The organism is Alteromonas sp. 76-1, assembly GCF_900654235.1.
Taxonomy (GTDB): Bacteria; Pseudomonadota; Gammaproteobacteria; order Enterobacterales; family Alteromonadaceae; genus Alteromonas; species Alteromonas naphthalenivorans.
This window is the reverse complement of record NZ_LR136958.1, coordinates 2,523,746-2,541,739: the sequence shown is the minus strand read 5'-3', so window position 1 is coordinate 2,541,739 and position 17,994 is coordinate 2,523,746. Positions and strand designations below refer to the sequence as shown.

Below are 17,994 nucleotides of genomic sequence, written 5' to 3'. Positions count from 1 at the left end.
GTAATGCTTTGAGCATTAGAACAATGACCTACCAGAGCTATTATGAATTTAGATAAATCGACAAAACGTATTGCCAAAAGGGTAAAGAAAGGATTTCAAGGCTACCCACAAATTACCCTAACGTATTATGGCGAAACGCCTGATTGCGCAAACGAAGTAGTGATGGGATTTATTGCCGAAGAAGGCGTTGCTCCACAAGAGCAGAAATTTGCCAGCAAGACTGACGCAAGAACCGATGAAACTATTCAAACTACATTACTTAAAGTTATTGAACGGGCCGACGCAAAAACAGTAACAGAAGCCGAAGAGATTGTAGTCACAAAATAGCGCCTGTTTAGCAACAGCCCGTTTTAATGGCGTGTTTTAAATTTTAGCGTGAAGAAAAACACCAACAAATAACAGCTGAACGAAAACCAGTAGGGCAGTGAGGCATCTATAGCATAAAGATATGAGCCTAAAAGCGGGCCTACTGCGAACCCCAAAGGTGGGCAGGCGCCAGCGATGCCTGCTACTGCACCTTGTTCATCTGATGATACCGCTATCGATACCCCAGCCATAAAACCTGGCCCCGCTATGCCTAAACCCAAACCCAATACGCACATGGCTGACATAAACTGAAGTTTAGTTTCACCAGAGGCTAAGATAGCAAACGCGATCATCATGATGGGCATTGAGAGCCGTAATAATGTGAATGGGCGAAGCTTTAATCGTGGAATAACTAGCATTTGAACCGACAATGCAGATGCGGCAGAAATCATTAAACTAAAGCCTACAATTTTGGCGGTATCGGTGCTGTTTAGTACGAAGGTGTCTTGAAACCGAAAGGCTATAGTTTGCTGAACGATGGCAAAGCCCATAAACAACAATACGCCTGCTACTATTAATGGGAATATTCTAGGATCAGTGTATTTAAGTTTCTTGGGTGCTGAAGTATGTGTAGGCTTGGGCAGCACGGGCAAAGAAAACATGGCTAATACCGCGACGGCAACGGTTACACCCACAGAAAAATAAAGCGGCGTAAGTAAACTTATACTGGCCAACAACCCACCAATGGCAGGCCCCAAAATTGAGCCAATATTGGTTGCAGCACCTAGCGCGCCCATCCCCTTAACTCGCTCTTCAACCGTAGTGATATCTGCCATGTAGGCACTTGCTGAAGGCGATACAGCAGCCATTACCGTGGCATTGCCCACTCGCGTAATGATAAGTAAGACAAGCGCTGCTAAAGGAGCTAGCACGCCAAATAGTGCAGCTTGGAATACACCCGCGAAAACCAAAGTACCCGCAGAATAACCAAACAATCCTATTAAGAGTACTTTTCGTCTACCCCAGCGATCGCTTGCACGCCCCCACAAAGGGCTGATTAAAAATAATGTGAGAGATGAGCAAGAGATAATGGCGCCAATTTGCACTTCTATTAGGCCAATTTCTCTACCCAGTGGTGCTAAAATTGCGAACAGAACGGTTTGCGCAAATCCAATGGCAGCTGCGGCTAATAGCAGTGTATTTTTAGCTAACTTATTAGACGGCATGGGTTGTGTCATAGTGAAGATTACTGCTTGGTTTAACGGTCAATGATGAGCGTAGTGTTGTCAGCCATTGTGGGTGTTGCCACTTAAACAATCCTATGTACGTGCACGTATGTTAGCGAGCAAGTCAGCGAATTTATTGAGTGGACATGCAAAGGTTCCATAAGCGTTTATATCAACGCTTATGGAATTGCCTATGTACGTGTTGGTATAACAGCTTATGTAAGCGACGCGAGGGCTTTCCCTGAGAATTCCTCTAATTCATCAAGCTGGTTGTTTTTGATTTTATTTGCCCAATTGGCATCTTGGAGTAGGGCGCGGCCTACGGCTACCAAATCAAACTCGCCTTTTTCTAAACGTTCAATCAAATCATCGATAGCACGTGTGTTCGAACCTTTCCCGGTGAAGGCACCAAAGAAATCATCGTTAAGACCTACTGAGCCTACGGTAATTGTTGGCTTGCCAGTCAGCTTTTTCGTCCATCCTGCTAGGTTTAAATCGCTACCTTCGAATTCATTTTCCCAGTAACGGCGCTGTGAACAATGGAAAATGTCTACACCTGCATCGCTAAGCGGCGCTAAAAATTCTTCAAGTAATTGTGGTGTTTCCGCTAGGCGCGCTGTGTAATCTTGTTGTTTCCATTGTGAATAACGAAGCACAATGGGGAAGTCAGGCGACGTAGCGGCGCGGATCGCTTTAATAATTTCTACCGCAAAGCGACCACGGTTCGCCATGCTGCCACCCCAATCATCGGTGCGCTCGTTAGTGCCGCTCCAGAAAAACTGGTCAATCAGATAGCCGTGTGCGCCGTGAATTTCGATACCATCAAAACCAATACGTTTAGCATCTGCGGCAGCAGTTGCGAAAGCACCGATCACAGACTCAATATGTTGTTGAGTCATTGGCTCTGCGCCTTGCTTACCAGGTTTAAATAAGCCTGAAGGCCCTGCACTAGGTAGCTCTGGAAAAGGGGCTTTTTCAGCAACACGAGCCATTCCTACGTGCCAAAGCTGAGGCATAATTTTACCACCAACACTGTGCACGGCCTTTACCGTTTCTTCCCAACCGGCAAGCGCCTTGTCACCGTGAAAAACAGGAATGCGGTGGCTCATATTGGCAACCGGATCGTTTACCGTAGTGCCTTCTGTGATAATTAATCCTGTTCCACCTTCAGCGCGGCGGCGATAGTAGTCAGCAACCTCTGTGGTAGGAATACCTTCAGGAGAGAATTCACGAGTCATCGGTGCCATTACAATTCTGTTGTCTACAGAAAGCCCTTTATGTTCGAAAGGGGTGAATAAGGCTTGAGTTTTAGTGGTCATGGGTAGTTATATTCCATATATAGTGCGTAAAATGTGCTTAAAAACGCGTTAGGCTTTCAACGGAACATTCAACGCAACAAAATTTATCTGGGAAACGTCATTAGGCCGCTTTATCGTTTTCGTATTTTTTTAGCCGAGCTTATCGATACAGGCTCATTAATACGTGCTTATTAAAACGAGCTCTATGATAAGCGTACGCTGCTTAGGTTTCACCGGTCTACGAGACTGAATATAGTATTAGCAGATGACGAAGAGTCAATTTATCAATCTGAATGGTCATACCAGTGGTTGCCCGCATGCAGTTTTAATTTAATCGTAAAAATAAATCACCCCTATTGCCATCTTGTTTCGTTATGTAAGAAAACAGGAGAGCAATATGAACGCATTTACAGAACATGATGTACTTCGCCCCTTCAGCGTTAAGCCACTTATTTACATAGCTATGAGTGTAGTTATCACCTTTGCTTTGTTTGCCGTTATGGCTAAATTGATAGAGAACAATCAGGTTGGGGGTAAAGTGTCGGAGTATCAAACTGTTGGGCCGGTTGTACTGGCGTTGGACGACCCTAAAGTGATTGTACGTACGCCTATAAAACCCATGGAGAAGCCTGTAGCACAGCCGCCTATGGAAATACCCAAAGCAGATCCTACGCCCAATGACACCGGTACAACGTTTAAGTTTACCCCTCAATTTACCAACAATACGGTGAATATAAATCCGAATTTTCAAAGTGGACAAAAGGATATGCAAGCTTCTCCGCAATTTCGAGTAGATCCCTCTTTTCCCCAAGAAGCGTTGCGAGATGGTATAGAAGGGTGGGTGAAGTTAGGTTTTACGGTAGCCTCAAATGGTACGGTACAAGATATTCATATTATTAGCGCCGAGCCCAAGCGAGTGTTCGACCGTGCAGCACGTAGAGCCTTGTCTAAATGGAAATATAAACCAAAAATAGAAAATGGTGTGCCAGTGGCTCAACATGATATGTTTGTTGTATTAGATTTTCGTTTTGAATCCGCACGGCAATAGTATGTTTTGATTGGTTTTTACTTAGTTCTTCAAGGTGAATAAGGGAGCGCGTATGAGTTATGCCAGAGCAGGGCTGCTGATATCGGTAAAAGATTGGTTCAGTGCACCCTTAAGCGATGAAAGCTTAATGGAACGATATGCGCGTACGGGGGAACCTAAAGCGTTATCTCGTTTATACGATCAACATAGCAATGCTCTTTATTACTATTTGCTGGTCATGAGTAATGCTGATATGGCGGCAGATATAACCCAAAAAACCTGGCTAAAGGTAATAGAAAAAAAGCACTTGTATCGCCAGGAAGGAAAATTTCTGGGCTGGCTTTTCACCCTTGGGCGCAACACCCTGCTAGATGAACTTAGAAAACAATATCAACAAAGTAACCATTGTAATCAGGTTGAAAGCTTGGTGTCTGATAGTAATCCGTTATATGAGGTACCGGACTTTCACCAACTATTAAAGCGGTTACCCTTCGAGCAGAAAGAAGCATTTTCCTTGCAGCAAGAAGGGTTCAGCGTACACGAGATAAGTACAATTTGTTGTGTCCCTCATGAGACAGTCAAAACACGTCTTCGTTATGCAAGGGAAAAGCTTAAAAAAGCATTGGAGTCACAATCATGAACGACGAAAATGAACAATTCCATCAGGCATATCAGCACAGTAAAAACCAACGCAAAGTGCCAAGTCGCATAAAACGTAACGTGATAAATAATGCAAAACACCATGAATATTCACGTTTTGGCCAAGGCTCACGCTTTTGGCAACTTCTAGGCGGTTGGCATAAAGACTGGTTTGCATTTGGTGCGGCCGCTTTTGTATTGGTTATATTGGTAGGTATTTATGATTTTAAAAGCCAGGTAAGCAATACTGTAGATATTGCCACTATAGATGTTGAACTTGAAGTACACGGTTTTACTGACGAAATAGCCGATGTAGATAGTAACGATTACAGCAAAAAATATAAGGCTTATAGTAGAGCTTACGAACAACAGTTGGCCACGTTGAATGCAGTAAGAACAAGCGTAGCGACACTGACGAACATCAATAATCAATGGACGTTAGTAGATTGCTCGTCAAAGCAAATAACCCTATCTGATAATCTTGTCGCGAGTATGAGAGCGCACCAGCGTATTGCCACAGGCATTGAAATTGGTGATCAAGTAGCATTAGCCTTCAATCAAAATGGACTGATCTTAAATATTACTCGTTCTGCTGCGCCGAAAATGTGCTGATAAGACCTAGTCATTAAAAAAGCACTTGGGTTGAGCGTGAATTAAGCAATGCATCCAAATAAAAGGGGGGAAAGAAACATAGAATATCGCGGGTGAAAAGCGTAAGCCTTACGCGGGTTTATAAAATGTTAAATAACCGCGTAAGACCTCATCCCTAAATATCAAGCCTAAACCTTACTACTTGCCTAAATCGTGTGCTCTAAACGCATTAGGCAGTAATTCACCAATGGTGGTTTCGTGGGTTTCACCCGATTTAGTAACCATCACCACAGGGGTATCGTCTGGGGCAAATTCTGCAATTTTTTGTCGACAGCCTCCGCAAGGAAAGCAAAATTCGTCATTTTGACTCGCCACCACAATAGAATGAATGCGTTTGTGGCCGTGGCTAACCATATTTCCAATGGCGCTGGCTTCAGCACATTGGCTAAGGGGGTAAGCGGCACTTTCGACATTACAGCCTGCAAAAATATCACCTGACTCGGTAAGTACAGCTGCACCCACTTTAAAATCAGAATAAGGTGAGTGCGAGTGTTGTTGAACTTCTTGTGCTTGTTCTATTAGCTTTTTTATCTTTTTATTATCCATAACTACCTACATTCTCCCGACTTATAACTTTACTTTTTACACTAAATGCGAGAAAGTTGGCGGCATATAAAGCCGCTTACGCATCTGTAACGCGGGATGTTTTTCTTACTTAAGAATGCTTTTTTACCATGCGTCGAAACGTTAGTCTCATCTTTTTTTTCATATTTGTTGGTATTTTAGGCGGTTGTGCACAAACTCCAGAAGTTTCTCGCCAACCACAAATGGGTAATTTACTGTTAGCAGAGCCAGCGCCAGTTAATCCTCGCTCTGAAATGGCTATTGCCCGTTACAATCAAATTTTGGGTAGCAGCGCCTTGTCTGATGAAGACAAAGCAGAACTTCACCTACAGCGCGGAATGCTATACGACAGCGTCGGGTTAGGTGGATTAGCACAGTTTGATTACAGTCAGGCCATTAACCTTAAGCCGGATTTTGCAGAAGCCTACAATTCAATGGGTATCCATTACATTCAGCAAAGTGATTTTATTCAAGCCTACGATTCTTTCGATTCTACGCTGGAAATTAACCCTGAATATGACTTCGCCTTTTTAAACCGTGGCATTGCCTTGTATTACGGCGGTAGATCGGAATTGGCTATAGAAGATTTAGGCTGGTTTTTACAAAAGGATAATTCTGACCCGTTTCGTGCCTTGTGGGCGTATTTTGCCCATTACGATTTATCGCCAGAAGAAGGTCAGGCTTATTTAGCGGCTATTCGGCCAGAATTAAATAATGAACACTGGGCCACCACACTAACCGATTTATTTTTAGGCGTGGTTGATGAAAACGCAGTGCTTAATTCGCTACTTGACGGTGTAAAGAGTCAAAAAGCATTAACCGATAGGCTGTGTGAAGCGTACTTTTATTTAGGCAAGTTCCATAGCCAAGATGGCAACAATGGTATCGCTTCTAACTATTTTAAGTTGGCGCTGAGCACCAACGTCTTTGATTATGTTGAACATCGTTACGCTCGTATGGAGCTTAACCGTCTTCGTCAAAGTTCCACAGACGCTGAAGAGTAACAGCGCCTAAACAATGCGTGGATTAACACTAGCGATAATAGCGCTGTTGCTAATAGCGGGCGACAGCGGCCGTTACACGCAGCAGTTAGTGCGTAATGCTACCTCGGCAATACATGCTTACGATAAGCAATTCCTCTTAGCCAAACCTCTCTCAACCAAAACTGATGCATTGGCACCCGAACAAGCCGGTTCTGATCCACTTAGCTCTGATTCAGCCAGCGTTGATTCAACTGCTAGTGCTCTTGCGAATAGCTCACTTTCATCAAATAAAGCTCGGCCGTTAAAGCAAAGCGTTTACGCGTTGCTATGGCTTGCTGCTCAAAATAATGAACTATCTGGTACAAGTCAGGGCAACGATAATGCAAGCGAAGAAGCACAAAACCTTCTTATCAATGTAGCAACTAAAAATAATGCCCAATATTGGCTTGAGCAGTTAGCCTCAATTAATAATGCTGACGCAGCATGGGCGTTGTACCAATTACTTGGTGAAGAGGCCGCTTCAGATCGGCTTGTTCGTTTAGCTGCCCTTGGTAATGTCGCCGAAGCGCAACTCGCCTTTGCCATGGCGACTGAGAATCCAGAAAAACGAGAGAAATGGTTAATTAGAGCGGCTGAGCAAGGTTATATGCCTGCTCAAGCTGCACTCGCTGATTGGTATCTATTACACGCTCAACCAGAATTAGCAAAACCTTGGCTTCAGAAAACGGCCATGGATGATATGCAAAGTGCTTTTAAGTACGGCAGGTTATTGTGGGATGAAAATAATCGTGACGACGCAAAAGTATTTATTCAGCGCGCCGCTAAGGAAGGTCATAAATTAGCGCAGCAGATAGCATCTGTTATTAAACGGTATAGGCCAACAACACCTACTGCTGTGTCTCAATATTCATGGCAATCAAATACAATGTGCCATCAGCGAATACAACTTGTTGCTACCTCATTGGCCACGATTGCTCGTGCTGATAAGTTATATAAAGACTATGTGAACGATGAGCGGTTGAGTGAACTTCCGCTATGTATTGCGCCGCCTTTATGGCTTGAAAATAATGTGCTCGATTGTAACGCTAATTTTCAAGGGCAAGGTAATCTTGCCTGCAACGTGAAGCCACTGGCGCCAATTGTTAAGGCACGGGATGTTACCCATGCCATCGTGGTATCGGAGCAGGGCAAAGCTAATGTCCAAAATGGGGTGATGTACTTAGATATAAGCGATGCTTACTCGGTGATGGTACACGAGCTGGCGCACTTCGCGGGTTTTATTGACGAATATGCGTTGTCACGCAACGCCGCGAGGCGATACTGCTCTAACGAAGGGTTAAATACATTTGCTCCGCCTAATCTTACTATGGACGGTGCCATTGCTTATCATCCTCAAAACACCGTAAATCACTGGGAAACCAAAGCCAAAGAAGCGTTTTTACCTTTACGGGTAGGCACTGCGAAAACCTGTGGTGCAATAAACGTCACCAGCTACAAACCTAGTCGTGTTATCACGTTTATGGAACACCATGATAGTGGGGTCATACCCGATTTGTACCTGTCTTTGTGGCAAGACCAGTTAGCAAATCCCGCGGCGCAGCGACCTATTTCAATGAACCTGTTTCAGGCTTTTCATAAAAGCGGACAATCCCAAGAGGCCGGGCAATGGCTTGCGGCCTACGAAAGCCACAAAGCGAGTGGTGAAATAAATGCGGGTGAGGCGGCAGCAGATTCTGCTACCACTACCGATGCTAATACAGACGCTAAAACCAATACCGAAGAATAAAGCATTAAACCCGTTTTCTTAATGCCTCGTCACGTAGTTCACTTACCCACATTGATGTAGCGCCACAGATGGCGACTGGCATAACGATAAAGTTCACCACGGGAATAAGTGAAAAGATATTCACCATAATGCCAAAGGACATCGATTTGCCTTTATGCTGCGACAGGTGATTTTGCATGCGTTTGAAGTCAATTTTGTGGTTATCGTAAGGGTAATCGCAGTATTGAATTGCCATCATCCAGGCTGAAAATAAGAACCACAGAATTTGCCCGAATACAGGCACAAATATAAACAGTATCAAGAAGCCTATAGCGCGAGGGATATACCAAAAGAGCTTGGTAAATTCTCGGCCCAAGGTGCGTGGAATGTCTTTTACAAGGTCGAGTAATCCATCGTCACCCATCGCTTGCCCTGTTAAGTGGCGCTCAACTTTTTCTGACAATACACCGTTAAAAGGCGCAGCAATCCAGTTTGCAAGTGTGCCAAATATTAGGGCAAATATAAGCAGTACACTTAACACCGCTAACGGCCATAAAAAGAAATTTACTGCCGTTTTAATCCAACCCAGCCATTCAGGTACTAGGTTTATTACATAGCTTATGCCGTATTCAATTTGGCCAAATAGAAAATAGAATGCGGCGGAAAAAAGCAGAATGTTGATAGCTAAAGGAACAAAAACAAAGCGTTTTAAGCCTTTAGTTTTAATTAATGAAAACCCTTCAAAAAAATAATGTATACCACTTCGCGAACTCATCATTACTCCAGTGCTCGGTTTTGCTACGATGGTTTTACTAACACTTTTACTAAAGCATAGTTACTTACTCATTATACGTAACACCCTAACGCAAACGAAATGGTAATTGTTACAAGCTGTTAGATTTGGTAAAGTCCAAGCATAATAAAAACCATAAAAATGTGCTTCCTAATGCACTTAGCCAATACGCTAAATATTTCTTTTATAACGTTTAACCCCCATCAACGGGGCGCATCTTGTTACGTAGCTTTAGTGCGTAAGGTATTGTTGTGCGTTTAAAAAAGATCAAACTAGCGGGCTTTAAGTCCTTTGTAGACCCAACCACAATTCCTTTTCCTAGTGAAATGACAGCTGTAGTCGGCCCAAATGGGTGCGGAAAGTCGAACGTAATCGATGCCGTACGATGGGTGCTAGGGGAGAGTTCTGCTAAGAACTTACGGGGCGATGCCATGACCGACGTTATCTTCAACGGCTCTACCGCTCGTAAACCTGTGGGGCAGTGCAGTGTTGAGTTGTTTTTTGATAACAGTGCAGGGCGAATTGGCGGCGAATATGCGACTTACAGCGAATTATCAGTAAGACGATTAGTCACCCGCGATGCCCAATCTACCTATTTTTTAAACGGCACCAAGTGCCGTCGTCGTGATGTCACCGATTTGTTTTTGGGTACAGGGTTAGGGCCTCGCTCTTACGCCATTATTGAACAAGGTATGATTTCTAGGCTAATAGAATCTAAGCCGCAAGAGCTGCGAGTTTTCATCGAAGAAGCGGCCGGTATTTCTAAGTACAAAGAAAGAAGGCGGGAAACTGAAAATCGTATTCGCCACACGCAAGATAACCTAGCGAGGTTAAATGATGTGCGTGATGAACTTGGTCAACAACTCGAAAAGCTTCAGCGCCAAGCCGCGGCTGCAACCCGTTATAAAATGTTGCGTGAGAAAGTCCGTGAACTCAAGGGGCAATTAGCGGGTATTCGCTTTTTAAAAAATAACGAACAAACTGAAAACTTGCAGCAAGTGCTGCAAGGTCACCAGCAAGCACTTGATGCATTAGTGTTACGGCAACATGGTGATGAAGCGGGCATGCTCACCTACAAAGAGCAACTGGCGCAAAACAAACAAGCTGCCGATGATGTGCAGCAGCAGCTATTCACCACCAGTAACGCCATTACTCGTATTGAACAAAACGAATTACATAGTCAGCAGCGCAAACAACAGATTGAGGCTGAACTCGTCACCTTGAACGAGCAAACGAACTTGTTGGTCGCTGGGTTAGAAGAAGCTAATCAAGCGTTAGCCACCTCTAAATCGGGTTTAGACACCTTGTTACCCCAGCAAGCATTGAATGATGAAGCTTTGGCACAAGCCAAAGACATGTTTGATGATGCCGAGCAAGAACGCCGTGATTTCAGTGCACAAAGCCGCGAGCACGAACAAATTTATCATCGTTTAAAGCAAGAAGTACAAACCTGCCATAGTCAAATTCAGTCGACGATGAACATGCAGCTTCGTACTTCACAGCGTATCAGTGAACTGAACGATGAGCTTAGCCAGCTCGATACCGATGATATTACCGATCGGATTTCGATGTTAAATGCGCAAATTGATGAAGCCGAAGTTCAGGTAAGCGAGGCGTTGGAGCAATACAACGACACCAAAGAAGCCCTTAAAAGCAGTCAGCAAGCCCTAGTACAAGCAGAAACAATGCATAGAGAGCTAGATGGCGAAAGACAGTCTTTGCAATCTACCATTGCAGCACTATCGGCACTGCAAGACGATGCTGCTACGGGCAATACCGAGGTGCATAGCGACTTACAATTGTTGTGGCAGCAGCTGAATGTGCCAGAACATTTGAATGACTGTGTGGAAACCGTATTGCGCTATTGGCATCAACCTTATATTGCCGGTTCTCTTGAAATAAACGACTTAGTTAATCAGATAACGCTTTTGCCCATGGGGGGGCGGGTGTTTGCCCAATCAGCTTTCACCGATAAAAAGCAACCCAACACCTTGGCTGCGGCTTTACAAAACAAACGGGTGCCAGAAGCGTTCAATCATATTCTACTGTGTAAAACCAACGCTGATGCACTGGATATGGTCGGCACCCTTCAAAACACAATGTCTGTACTTTCAGTAGAAGGTCTTTGGTGTGCTAAAGATTGGGTAGTGCGGGGCGGTGAAGTTGAAAACAGCGTGTTACATAGAGCATCAAAGCTGGCTGAATTAAGTGAAAAGCTTAATCACATTGAAGACAATATAGCATTAGCCCAGGCTAGAGTAGAAGAAGCCAACGTGCTGGTTAGCCGTAATGCCGAGAAAAGTGACCATGCCAAACTCACTTATGAGAGCCTTAAAAATACGCTAGTTCAGCATACCAATGCCATGTCTGTATTAGTGATGCAAAACGAACAATTAGCGGCGCGAAGCACAAAACTTAAAGACGAATTAAACAAGCAGAATGTCATGTTAAGTAAAGAAGAAGCGCAGCTTGTTACTTTATCTGAACAGCTTGAAATTCATGAAGCACAACTATTGGAATACGAAGATCGCGTCAGCGAAGCGCAAAATAACCGAGAACAATTTGATAATAAGGTGGCGCAACTTCGCAGTAAGGTAGAGTCGTTAACACACCAGGCTCATGAGATGGCATTAAAAGTACAGCAGTTGGAAAGTCATCAAAATTTATATGCTCAACAGGTAACGCGTAACCAACAGCAGCTAACCGATTATCAATCCAGACGGGATACGCTAAGCAAAGAGCTTACAGACTTGTCGGCGCCGCAAGCAGTTCAAAAAGTTCAATTACAAGAACTGCTTACACAAAAAAGTGAACTTGAAAACAAGCGTTCCGAGTACCAATCTAAGCATGATGAAATAGAACAAATGCTGCGTGAGTCAGAAAAAGGCCAGCAGGCGTTAGCGAAAGATATTCAAGAGCGCACGAGCAACATCGAAAAGCTAAATATTGAGATTGAAGGGTTTAAAGTGCGTGCTACCGCTATTTTGGAGCAGCTGGAAGACAGCCAGCAGTCGCTCAAATCTATTCTTGAAACATTGCCTGAAGACGCTGATGAAACCAAGTGGCAGAAAGAACTTGAAAGCACGCAAGGAAGTTTGTCTCGCTTAGGGGCGGTCAACTTGGCAGCGGTAGAAGAATTCGAAACCCAATCGGAACGAAAGTTACACCTTGATACTCAATACCATGACTTAACCGATGCATTGGAAACATTGCAAAGCGCGATACGTAAAATAGATAAAGAAACCCGTACCCGTTTTTCTACTACGTTTGAGCAAGTGAACCAAGATTTAAAAACCCTGTTTCCAAAAGTGTTTGGAGGAGGCTCCGCTTATTTAGCGTTAACCGACGATGACTTACTAGAAACTGGGGTGACTATCATGGCGCGCCCTCCTGGTAAGAAAAATAGTACAATTCACCTTTTAAGCGGTGGAGAAAAAGCGTTAACCGCTTTATCATTGGTATTTGCGATATTTAGGCTTAATCCAGCACCATTTTGTTTGCTGGATGAAGTTGATGCACCATTGGATGATGCTAACGTTGGGCGTTTTTGTAACTTGGTTTCAGAAATGTCGCAAACGGTACAGTTTATTTATATCACCCACAATAAGATTGCGATGGAAATGGCAAGTCATTTAACCGGTGTTACCATGGCAGAACCTGGTGTGTCTAGGATGGTAGCGGTTGATGTTGAACAAGCAATGGCTTTCGCAGAAGCATAACAAAGGGCGACGAAGCTAAATGGAAGATGAATTACGTCTATCACTATTGTTTGCAGGTACCTGCTTTATAATTGCAGTGCTTGCTCACGGTATTTGGAAAATTCGCAAAAACGGAAAGGCGAGCACTAAACCTCGAGTTGAACCCCGTCAGTGGGCAGATACTGGTGAGGAAGAAGGTTCGCAATCAGAAGGATTTGATGAATTAGGTATTGGCCAAGTTCGCGTGGTGAGTTCTGGCAACGCACAAGAAAATGCGCAAGACAGTTTCGATACAAGCGATGAACAAGACCTAGGTGATTCACATAGCAATGCCAATCACGCAGCGGCGAGTGCCTCCAAAGCAAAAAGCTTTTATGGTAACGATAGCACCGCTGATAGCGATGTTAGCGATGTAGGTGTTAAGCATGATGTTAATAATGCATCGGGTGAAAATGAAACGGTTGATCATTTAGCTGCTACTGCGCAGAAAGAAGCTAATGGCGCTAGTAGTGGAGCGAGTGCTGAAGATTCCGCTTCCAAGACTAATACACCGAAAGAAAAGGTAGCCGATAAACCTAAGCTTTATGGTTCGGTAGTGTCTAATCCAAAGCCGCATCTTCAGAGCACTTCAGTCCCTGCAAATGTAGATGACGGATTGAGTGCAGATTCCTTCCCAGAACCTCCTGGGTTTCTATTACGTGAAGGCGATGATGAACCTGCTAGCGAAATTGAAACTGCCGCGACCAACCAGCCCTCTGCGACTTATAGTGCAGTAGACAGTACGCCAGTGTCTCATGATGCGGGCAATAGCCAACCAACGCCTGAACACAACTCACCAGAAATCGATGATTTCAGTTTGGACTCACCGGCAACACAATCTGTGTCGGGTAATACTGCGCAAACAGGCCACAAAGAGACCCAAAATCAGGCAAGCGAAGGTGCTGAGGTCGTAAGTGCCAGCGGCTTAGGTGAACAAGCTAAACGCTTTATGAAAGGCAAGCGCAGTAAGCCTATTTCTCGTAAGCGCCAAGAGCCTAAATTTGGCGATGATCAAATGCGTATCGATTTTGACGATAGTGCAGCCAATGCAACCAATGCAAGAAGCGCAGAAAGCGCCAGTACAGACAGCCAAGATAACAGTACGCAAACTGCTTCAGGCAGTCGCACCCAAAATGAGGGCGCTTCTGAGCAAGTTGAACAAGAAGTACTCGTACTCAACGTTAAAGCCCCCGAGGACGACCCAATATCTGGCGCAGCTTTGTTGCCAATGTTACTAACGCTTGGCTTTAAGTTTGGCGACCAAGATATTTTCCATCGCCACGTTAATTCCAATGGTAAAGGACCAGTGTTATTTAGCTTGGCTAATATGTTTAAGCCTGGAATTTTCGATATTGATAACCTTGAAACGTTTAACACACAGGGAGTTTCTTTGTTTATGATCCTGCCCATTGAGGGCGACCCTCATCAAGTGTTCAATATGATGCACAACGCCGCACGTAAGTTGGCGGATGAGTTCGGTGCTCAAGTGCTTGATGGACGTCGTAGTGTGCTAACTAAACAAGGTTTGCAGCAATACATGGAAAAAATACGTGAGTTTGAACGCAAACGTATGATTGCCCGCCAGTAGTCAATTCCTATAAATTAGCATAAAGGGCCTGACTTTTTAGCGGCCCTTTTTTGTTTTCTCATGCTACCATTAGGACAATTATTTGGCGTTAAGTACAGTCACCAATTAGCATTGAGTGAGCGTGCTGCCTCTGTTTTAGTTAGCAGAGTGACACCGCCATTTCTTTTAAAAAATTACACGCAAGTATCATCATGTCAGACACGTTAGAACAAGCAAAAGCCCGCGCCGAATCACTTCGTGGGCAGATAAACGAATACAACTATCAATACTATGTGCTCGATGCCCCAACAGTGCCCGATGCGCAATATGATAGAGGTATGCAGGAACTCATCAGCATCGAAAAGCAATTCCCTGAATTGCAGAGTGTAAGTTCGCCAAGTCAAAAAGTGGGGGGCTCTGCGCTTTCTGCTTTCGAGCAAGTTACCCATGAAGTGCCTATGTTATCACTTGATAACGCGTTTGATGATGTGTCGCTATTGGCGTTTGAAAAACGTATTTACGATCGCCTAAAAGACAATAAAGAACTTGGTTTTAGTTGCGAACCAAAGCTTGATGGATTAGCGGTTAGTATTCTTTATGAAAATGGCGAAATGGTACGTGCAGCGACTCGGGGTGATGGCCAAGTTGGTGAGAACATTACTACCAATGTTCGCACCATTGCTAACGTTCCTCTTAAATTACGCGGCGAAAACTACCCGTCTCGATTAGAAGTTCGCGGCGAAGTATTTATGCCTAAAAAGGGCTTTGAAGCGCTTAATGATTATCAGCGTGCTAACGACGGTAAAGTTTTCGCTAACCCGCGTAATGCTGCCGCTGGAAGCCTTAGACAGCTTGATTCAAAAGTAACAGCGAAACGCCCGTTAATGTTTTACGCCTATTCATTGGGTGTGGTTACGCCTGAGGATTTTGAGCTGCCACATCATCATAGTGCGCGATTAGCGCAGTTAGGTGAGTGGGGTATACCCTTATGCCCTGATATCGACACCGCAGAGGGAGGCAAAGGCTGCTTAGCGTATTATCAGCGTATATTGACCCTTCGTGACGACTTACCTTACGATATTGATGGCGTAGTGTTTAAAGTTGATGATATAAGCGTACAACAAACATTAGGCTTTGTTGCACGCGCGCCGCGCTGGGCCATTGCACAGAAATTCCCTGCCCAAGAAGAAATAACCAAACTGTTAGATGTTGAGTTTCAAGTAGGACGTACCGGTGCAATGGGTGTCACCATGGACAAAATTGTTTCAAATAGATTTGTTCAAATACTCAAGTTACATTATTTAATTAATGTCTTCACAAAAGGTCTCAACGATACCCTTACATCGTTTTTCCAAACGGATATTTATCAGCCATCATTAGGATATAACAATACCACCTTAGTTGTTCGTTTAAATGGAGGGCTTTGATATGCTGAATATTGACTTTACCAAAGAACAATTGGAAATATTGAATGAGATAGGTGAAGAATTTAAGCCAGAAAAATTAGTATCGTTGTTCTCTCGGTCAGACTTAAATACTGAAGAGTTAGTATTTATTCTAAAAGCATCCAACGCCCTTTATCGGGCGGGTAGTCCGATTCTGTCAGATAAGCAATATGATATATACATTTCATTATTGCGAGATCAAAATCATCTTCATCCATACCTTAACACTGTTGAGCCAGAGCCTTTAATTGAGTCTAAAACAGTCGAACTTCCAGAAAGAATGTTGTCAACGGAAAAAGCATATTCACTTCAAGATATCGAGAAGTGGGTAAAGAGAATACAAAAAGCAGCTCAAGAGACGAATGTACCTGAAGAAGAGATTGATATTAGGGTGACACCTAAACTCGATGGTTATGCAGCCTTTGATGACGGTGATACTCTATATACCAGAGGGGATGGTTATAGAGGACAAGATGTAACAAGAGCATTTAAACGCGGATTGAAGGTAGCCAACTCCGGAGAGCGTGGTTTGGGGCCCGGTGAAATAGTCATTAAAAAAAGTTATTTCACTGAGGTACTCAGTAGTTATTTTGAAAATTCTAGAAATATCCAAGCCGCTATTATAGCTGAAAAGAAGGTTGATAACAGAATCCAGAAGGCTATAAAAGATGGCGCATGTGTATTTTATCCCTTCGCTCTTCTTAAAAATAATACAGTCAAAATTTCGGTGTTGATGGATGAGTTTGAATCAATCGTTGAGGGTATTTGGAGTTCGGTAGACTTTGATGTGGATGGTGTAATTTTAGAGACTACAAATGAGACTATTAAAAAGTATATGGGCGCGACAAGACGTAACCATAGGTGGCAAATAGCATTTAAAGTAAATGAAGAATCTGCAAATGTCGAAGTAGTTAGGGTTATACCACAAACATCAAGAACTGGAAGGATAGCACCTGTAGCCGAACTTGTGCCAACGAAATTAAGTGGAGTCACTATAAGCAGAGTGACAGTTCACCATTACAATATGGTCAAAACAAATGGCGTTGGAGCTGGCGCTATAATTAGGTTGGTGAGAAGTGGTTTAGTAATTCCCAAAATTGAAGAGGTCTTAACGAAGGTTGCACCTGATATTCCTGATTCATGCCCCAGTTGCGGATCTCATTTGTTGTGGGAATCAGATAATTTAATTTGTCCTAATAAAATAGACTGCCCCGCGCAAACTGAAAACACCTTAGTTCATTTTTTCAAAACTCTTGGTAATAATGATGGGTTTGGGTCTAAGACGATTGAAAAGCTGACCAGCTTTGGAGTTAAATATATCCATGAAATATATGGCTTAGAAGTTGACGATTTCTTAAGGATTGGCTTTGGTGAGAAGACGGCGATAAATTTATTTAATCAACTCCAAGCGAGCAGAAGTATTGAGATTGAAGACTGGCGATTCCTATCTGCGTTTGGGGTTAGCCGGTTAGGTTCAGGGAATTGCGAAAAACTTCTAGAACATCATTCATTAGTTAGTTTATTTGAACTCACAGTTTCTGACATGATCCAAATTGATGGATTCGCTGAAATTAGCGCTGAGGCTATTAAAGAGGGTTTAGAAAATATAAGGGAAGAATTTTTTAAGGTTTATGATTTAGGCTTTGCATTAAGACCAACAGCTATAGAAAATACTGAAAAATTGTCATCACCGATATCTGGAGCTATAATCGTTTTTACAGGCACTATGATTGAAGGTTCCCGATCAGATATGGAAAAGAAGGCTAAAGCCCTAGGCGCAAAAGTTGGAAAATCGGTAACTTCAAAGACAACTTATCTTGTGACAGGCGATAAAGTTGGCGAAACTAAAATTAACGCAGCAAAAGACAAAGGAGTAAAAGTTTTGTCTGAGCAGCAGTATCTTGACTTTATTAGGTAAAGCTCCTTTATTGATTTGGCGAAATGGGTAACACGGTTGTAAGAATACACGATAATTAAAATAGGTTTTCCCGTT

13 protein-coding genes and 1 pseudogene are annotated in these 17,994 nt (G+C 43.4%); 10 read left to right on the top strand and 4 right to left on the bottom strand.

Features of this window, described 5'->3' with window-relative positions; genetic code table 11:
* Positions 1–42: 42 nt before the first annotated feature.
* Entirely contained in the window at positions 43–327 is a 285-nt protein-coding gene (locus ALT761_RS10915; protein ID WP_129738632.1) for a hypothetical protein, read from the top strand.
* A 23-nt stretch (positions 328–350) separates the two neighbouring features.
* On the opposite strand, the gene ALT761_RS10910 is transcribed toward ALT761_RS10915, so the two are convergent.
* Positions 351–1,544 (bottom strand): MFS transporter, encoded by a 1,194-nt coding sequence (locus tag ALT761_RS10910; protein ID WP_129738630.1) that lies wholly within the window; start codon positions 1,542–1,544, stop codon positions 351–353.
* Between the two features lie 203 nt (positions 1,545–1,747).
* Positions 1,748–2,851 (bottom strand): NADH:flavin oxidoreductase, encoded by a 1,104-nt coding sequence (locus ALT761_RS10905; RefSeq protein WP_013783899.1) that lies wholly within the window; start codon positions 2,849–2,851, stop codon positions 1,748–1,750.
* Positions 2,852–3,227: 376 nt separating this feature from the next.
* Here ALT761_RS10905 and ALT761_RS10900 point away from each other — a divergent pair, with 376 nt between their 5' ends.
* Genes ALT761_RS10900 through ALT761_RS10890 form a run of 3 tightly spaced genes read left to right on the top strand, consistent with a single transcriptional unit; the run spans position 3,228 to position 5,108 of the window.
* Positions 3,228–3,878 carry an energy transducer TonB gene (locus ALT761_RS10900; protein WP_129738628.1) on the top strand — a complete coding sequence of 217 codons (651 nt, stop codon included), beginning with the start codon at positions 3,228–3,230 and terminating at the stop codon, positions 3,876–3,878.
* A gap of 52 nt (positions 3,879–3,930) precedes the next feature.
* The gene (locus ALT761_RS10895) at positions 3,931–4,497 is read left to right on the top strand and encodes a sigma-70 family RNA polymerase sigma factor (protein WP_232043431.1); all 567 of its coding nucleotides are present in this window, start codon (positions 3,931–3,933) and stop codon (positions 4,495–4,497) included.
* Entirely contained in the window at positions 4,494–5,108 is a 615-nt protein-coding gene (locus tag ALT761_RS10890; RefSeq protein ID WP_129738626.1) for a hypothetical protein, read from the top strand. The genes ALT761_RS10895 and ALT761_RS10890 overlap by 4 nt, the downstream gene beginning before the upstream one ends.
* 177 nt (positions 5,109–5,285) lie before the next feature.
* Here the strand turns inward: ALT761_RS10890 and cdd are convergent, their stop codons facing one another.
* Positions 5,286–5,693, bottom strand: a complete 408-nt coding sequence (gene cdd, locus ALT761_RS10885) for a cytidine deaminase (RefSeq protein WP_126872349.1) — start codon at positions 5,691–5,693, stop codon at positions 5,286–5,288.
* 128 nt (positions 5,694–5,821) lie between these two features.
* Here cdd and nlpI point away from each other — a divergent pair, with 128 nt between their 5' ends.
* The gene (gene nlpI / locus ALT761_RS10880; RefSeq protein WP_129738624.1) at positions 5,822–6,715 is read left to right on the top strand and encodes a lipoprotein NlpI; all 894 of its coding nucleotides are present in this window, start codon (positions 5,822–5,824) and stop codon (positions 6,713–6,715) included.
* 13 nt (positions 6,716–6,728) lie between these two features.
* On the top strand, positions 6,729–8,480 hold the full coding sequence (locus tag ALT761_RS10875; protein ID WP_232043430.1) for a sel1 repeat family protein: 1,752 nt from the start codon (positions 6,729–6,731) through the stop codon (positions 8,478–8,480).
* A 4-nt stretch (positions 8,481–8,484) separates the two neighbouring features.
* Here ALT761_RS10875 and cysZ read toward each other — a convergent pair whose 3' ends face one another.
* Entirely contained in the window at positions 8,485–9,234 is a 750-nt protein-coding gene (gene cysZ / locus ALT761_RS10870; protein WP_172602875.1) for a sulfate transporter CysZ, read from the bottom strand.
* 269 nt (positions 9,235–9,503) lie between these two features.
* Here cysZ and smc point away from each other — a divergent pair, with 269 nt between their 5' ends.
* The 4 genes and pseudogenes from smc to ALT761_RS10850 all read left to right on the top strand — a co-directional run bounded on the left by smc (position 9,504) and on the right by ALT761_RS10850 (position 17,919).
* Positions 9,504–12,971, top strand: a complete 3,468-nt coding sequence (gene smc / locus ALT761_RS10865) for a chromosome segregation protein SMC (RefSeq protein ID WP_129738620.1) — start codon at positions 9,504–9,506, stop codon at positions 12,969–12,971.
* Between the two features lie 19 nt (positions 12,972–12,990).
* Positions 12,991–14,577, top strand: coding sequence for a cell division protein ZipA (zipA, locus tag ALT761_RS10860; RefSeq protein ID WP_129738618.1), 1,587 nt, complete (start codon positions 12,991–12,993; stop codon positions 14,575–14,577).
* A 191-nt stretch (positions 14,578–14,768) separates the two neighbouring features.
* Positions 14,769–15,797 (top strand): annotated as a pseudogene (gene ligA, locus ALT761_RS10855) (NAD-dependent DNA ligase LigA); the annotation flags it as partial.
* A gap of 187 nt (positions 15,798–15,984) precedes the next feature.
* Positions 15,985–17,919 carry a BRCT domain-containing protein gene (locus tag ALT761_RS10850; protein ID WP_032094237.1) on the top strand — a complete coding sequence of 645 codons (1,935 nt, stop codon included), beginning with the start codon at positions 15,985–15,987 and terminating at the stop codon, positions 17,917–17,919.
* Positions 17,920–17,994 lie beyond the last annotated feature (75 nt).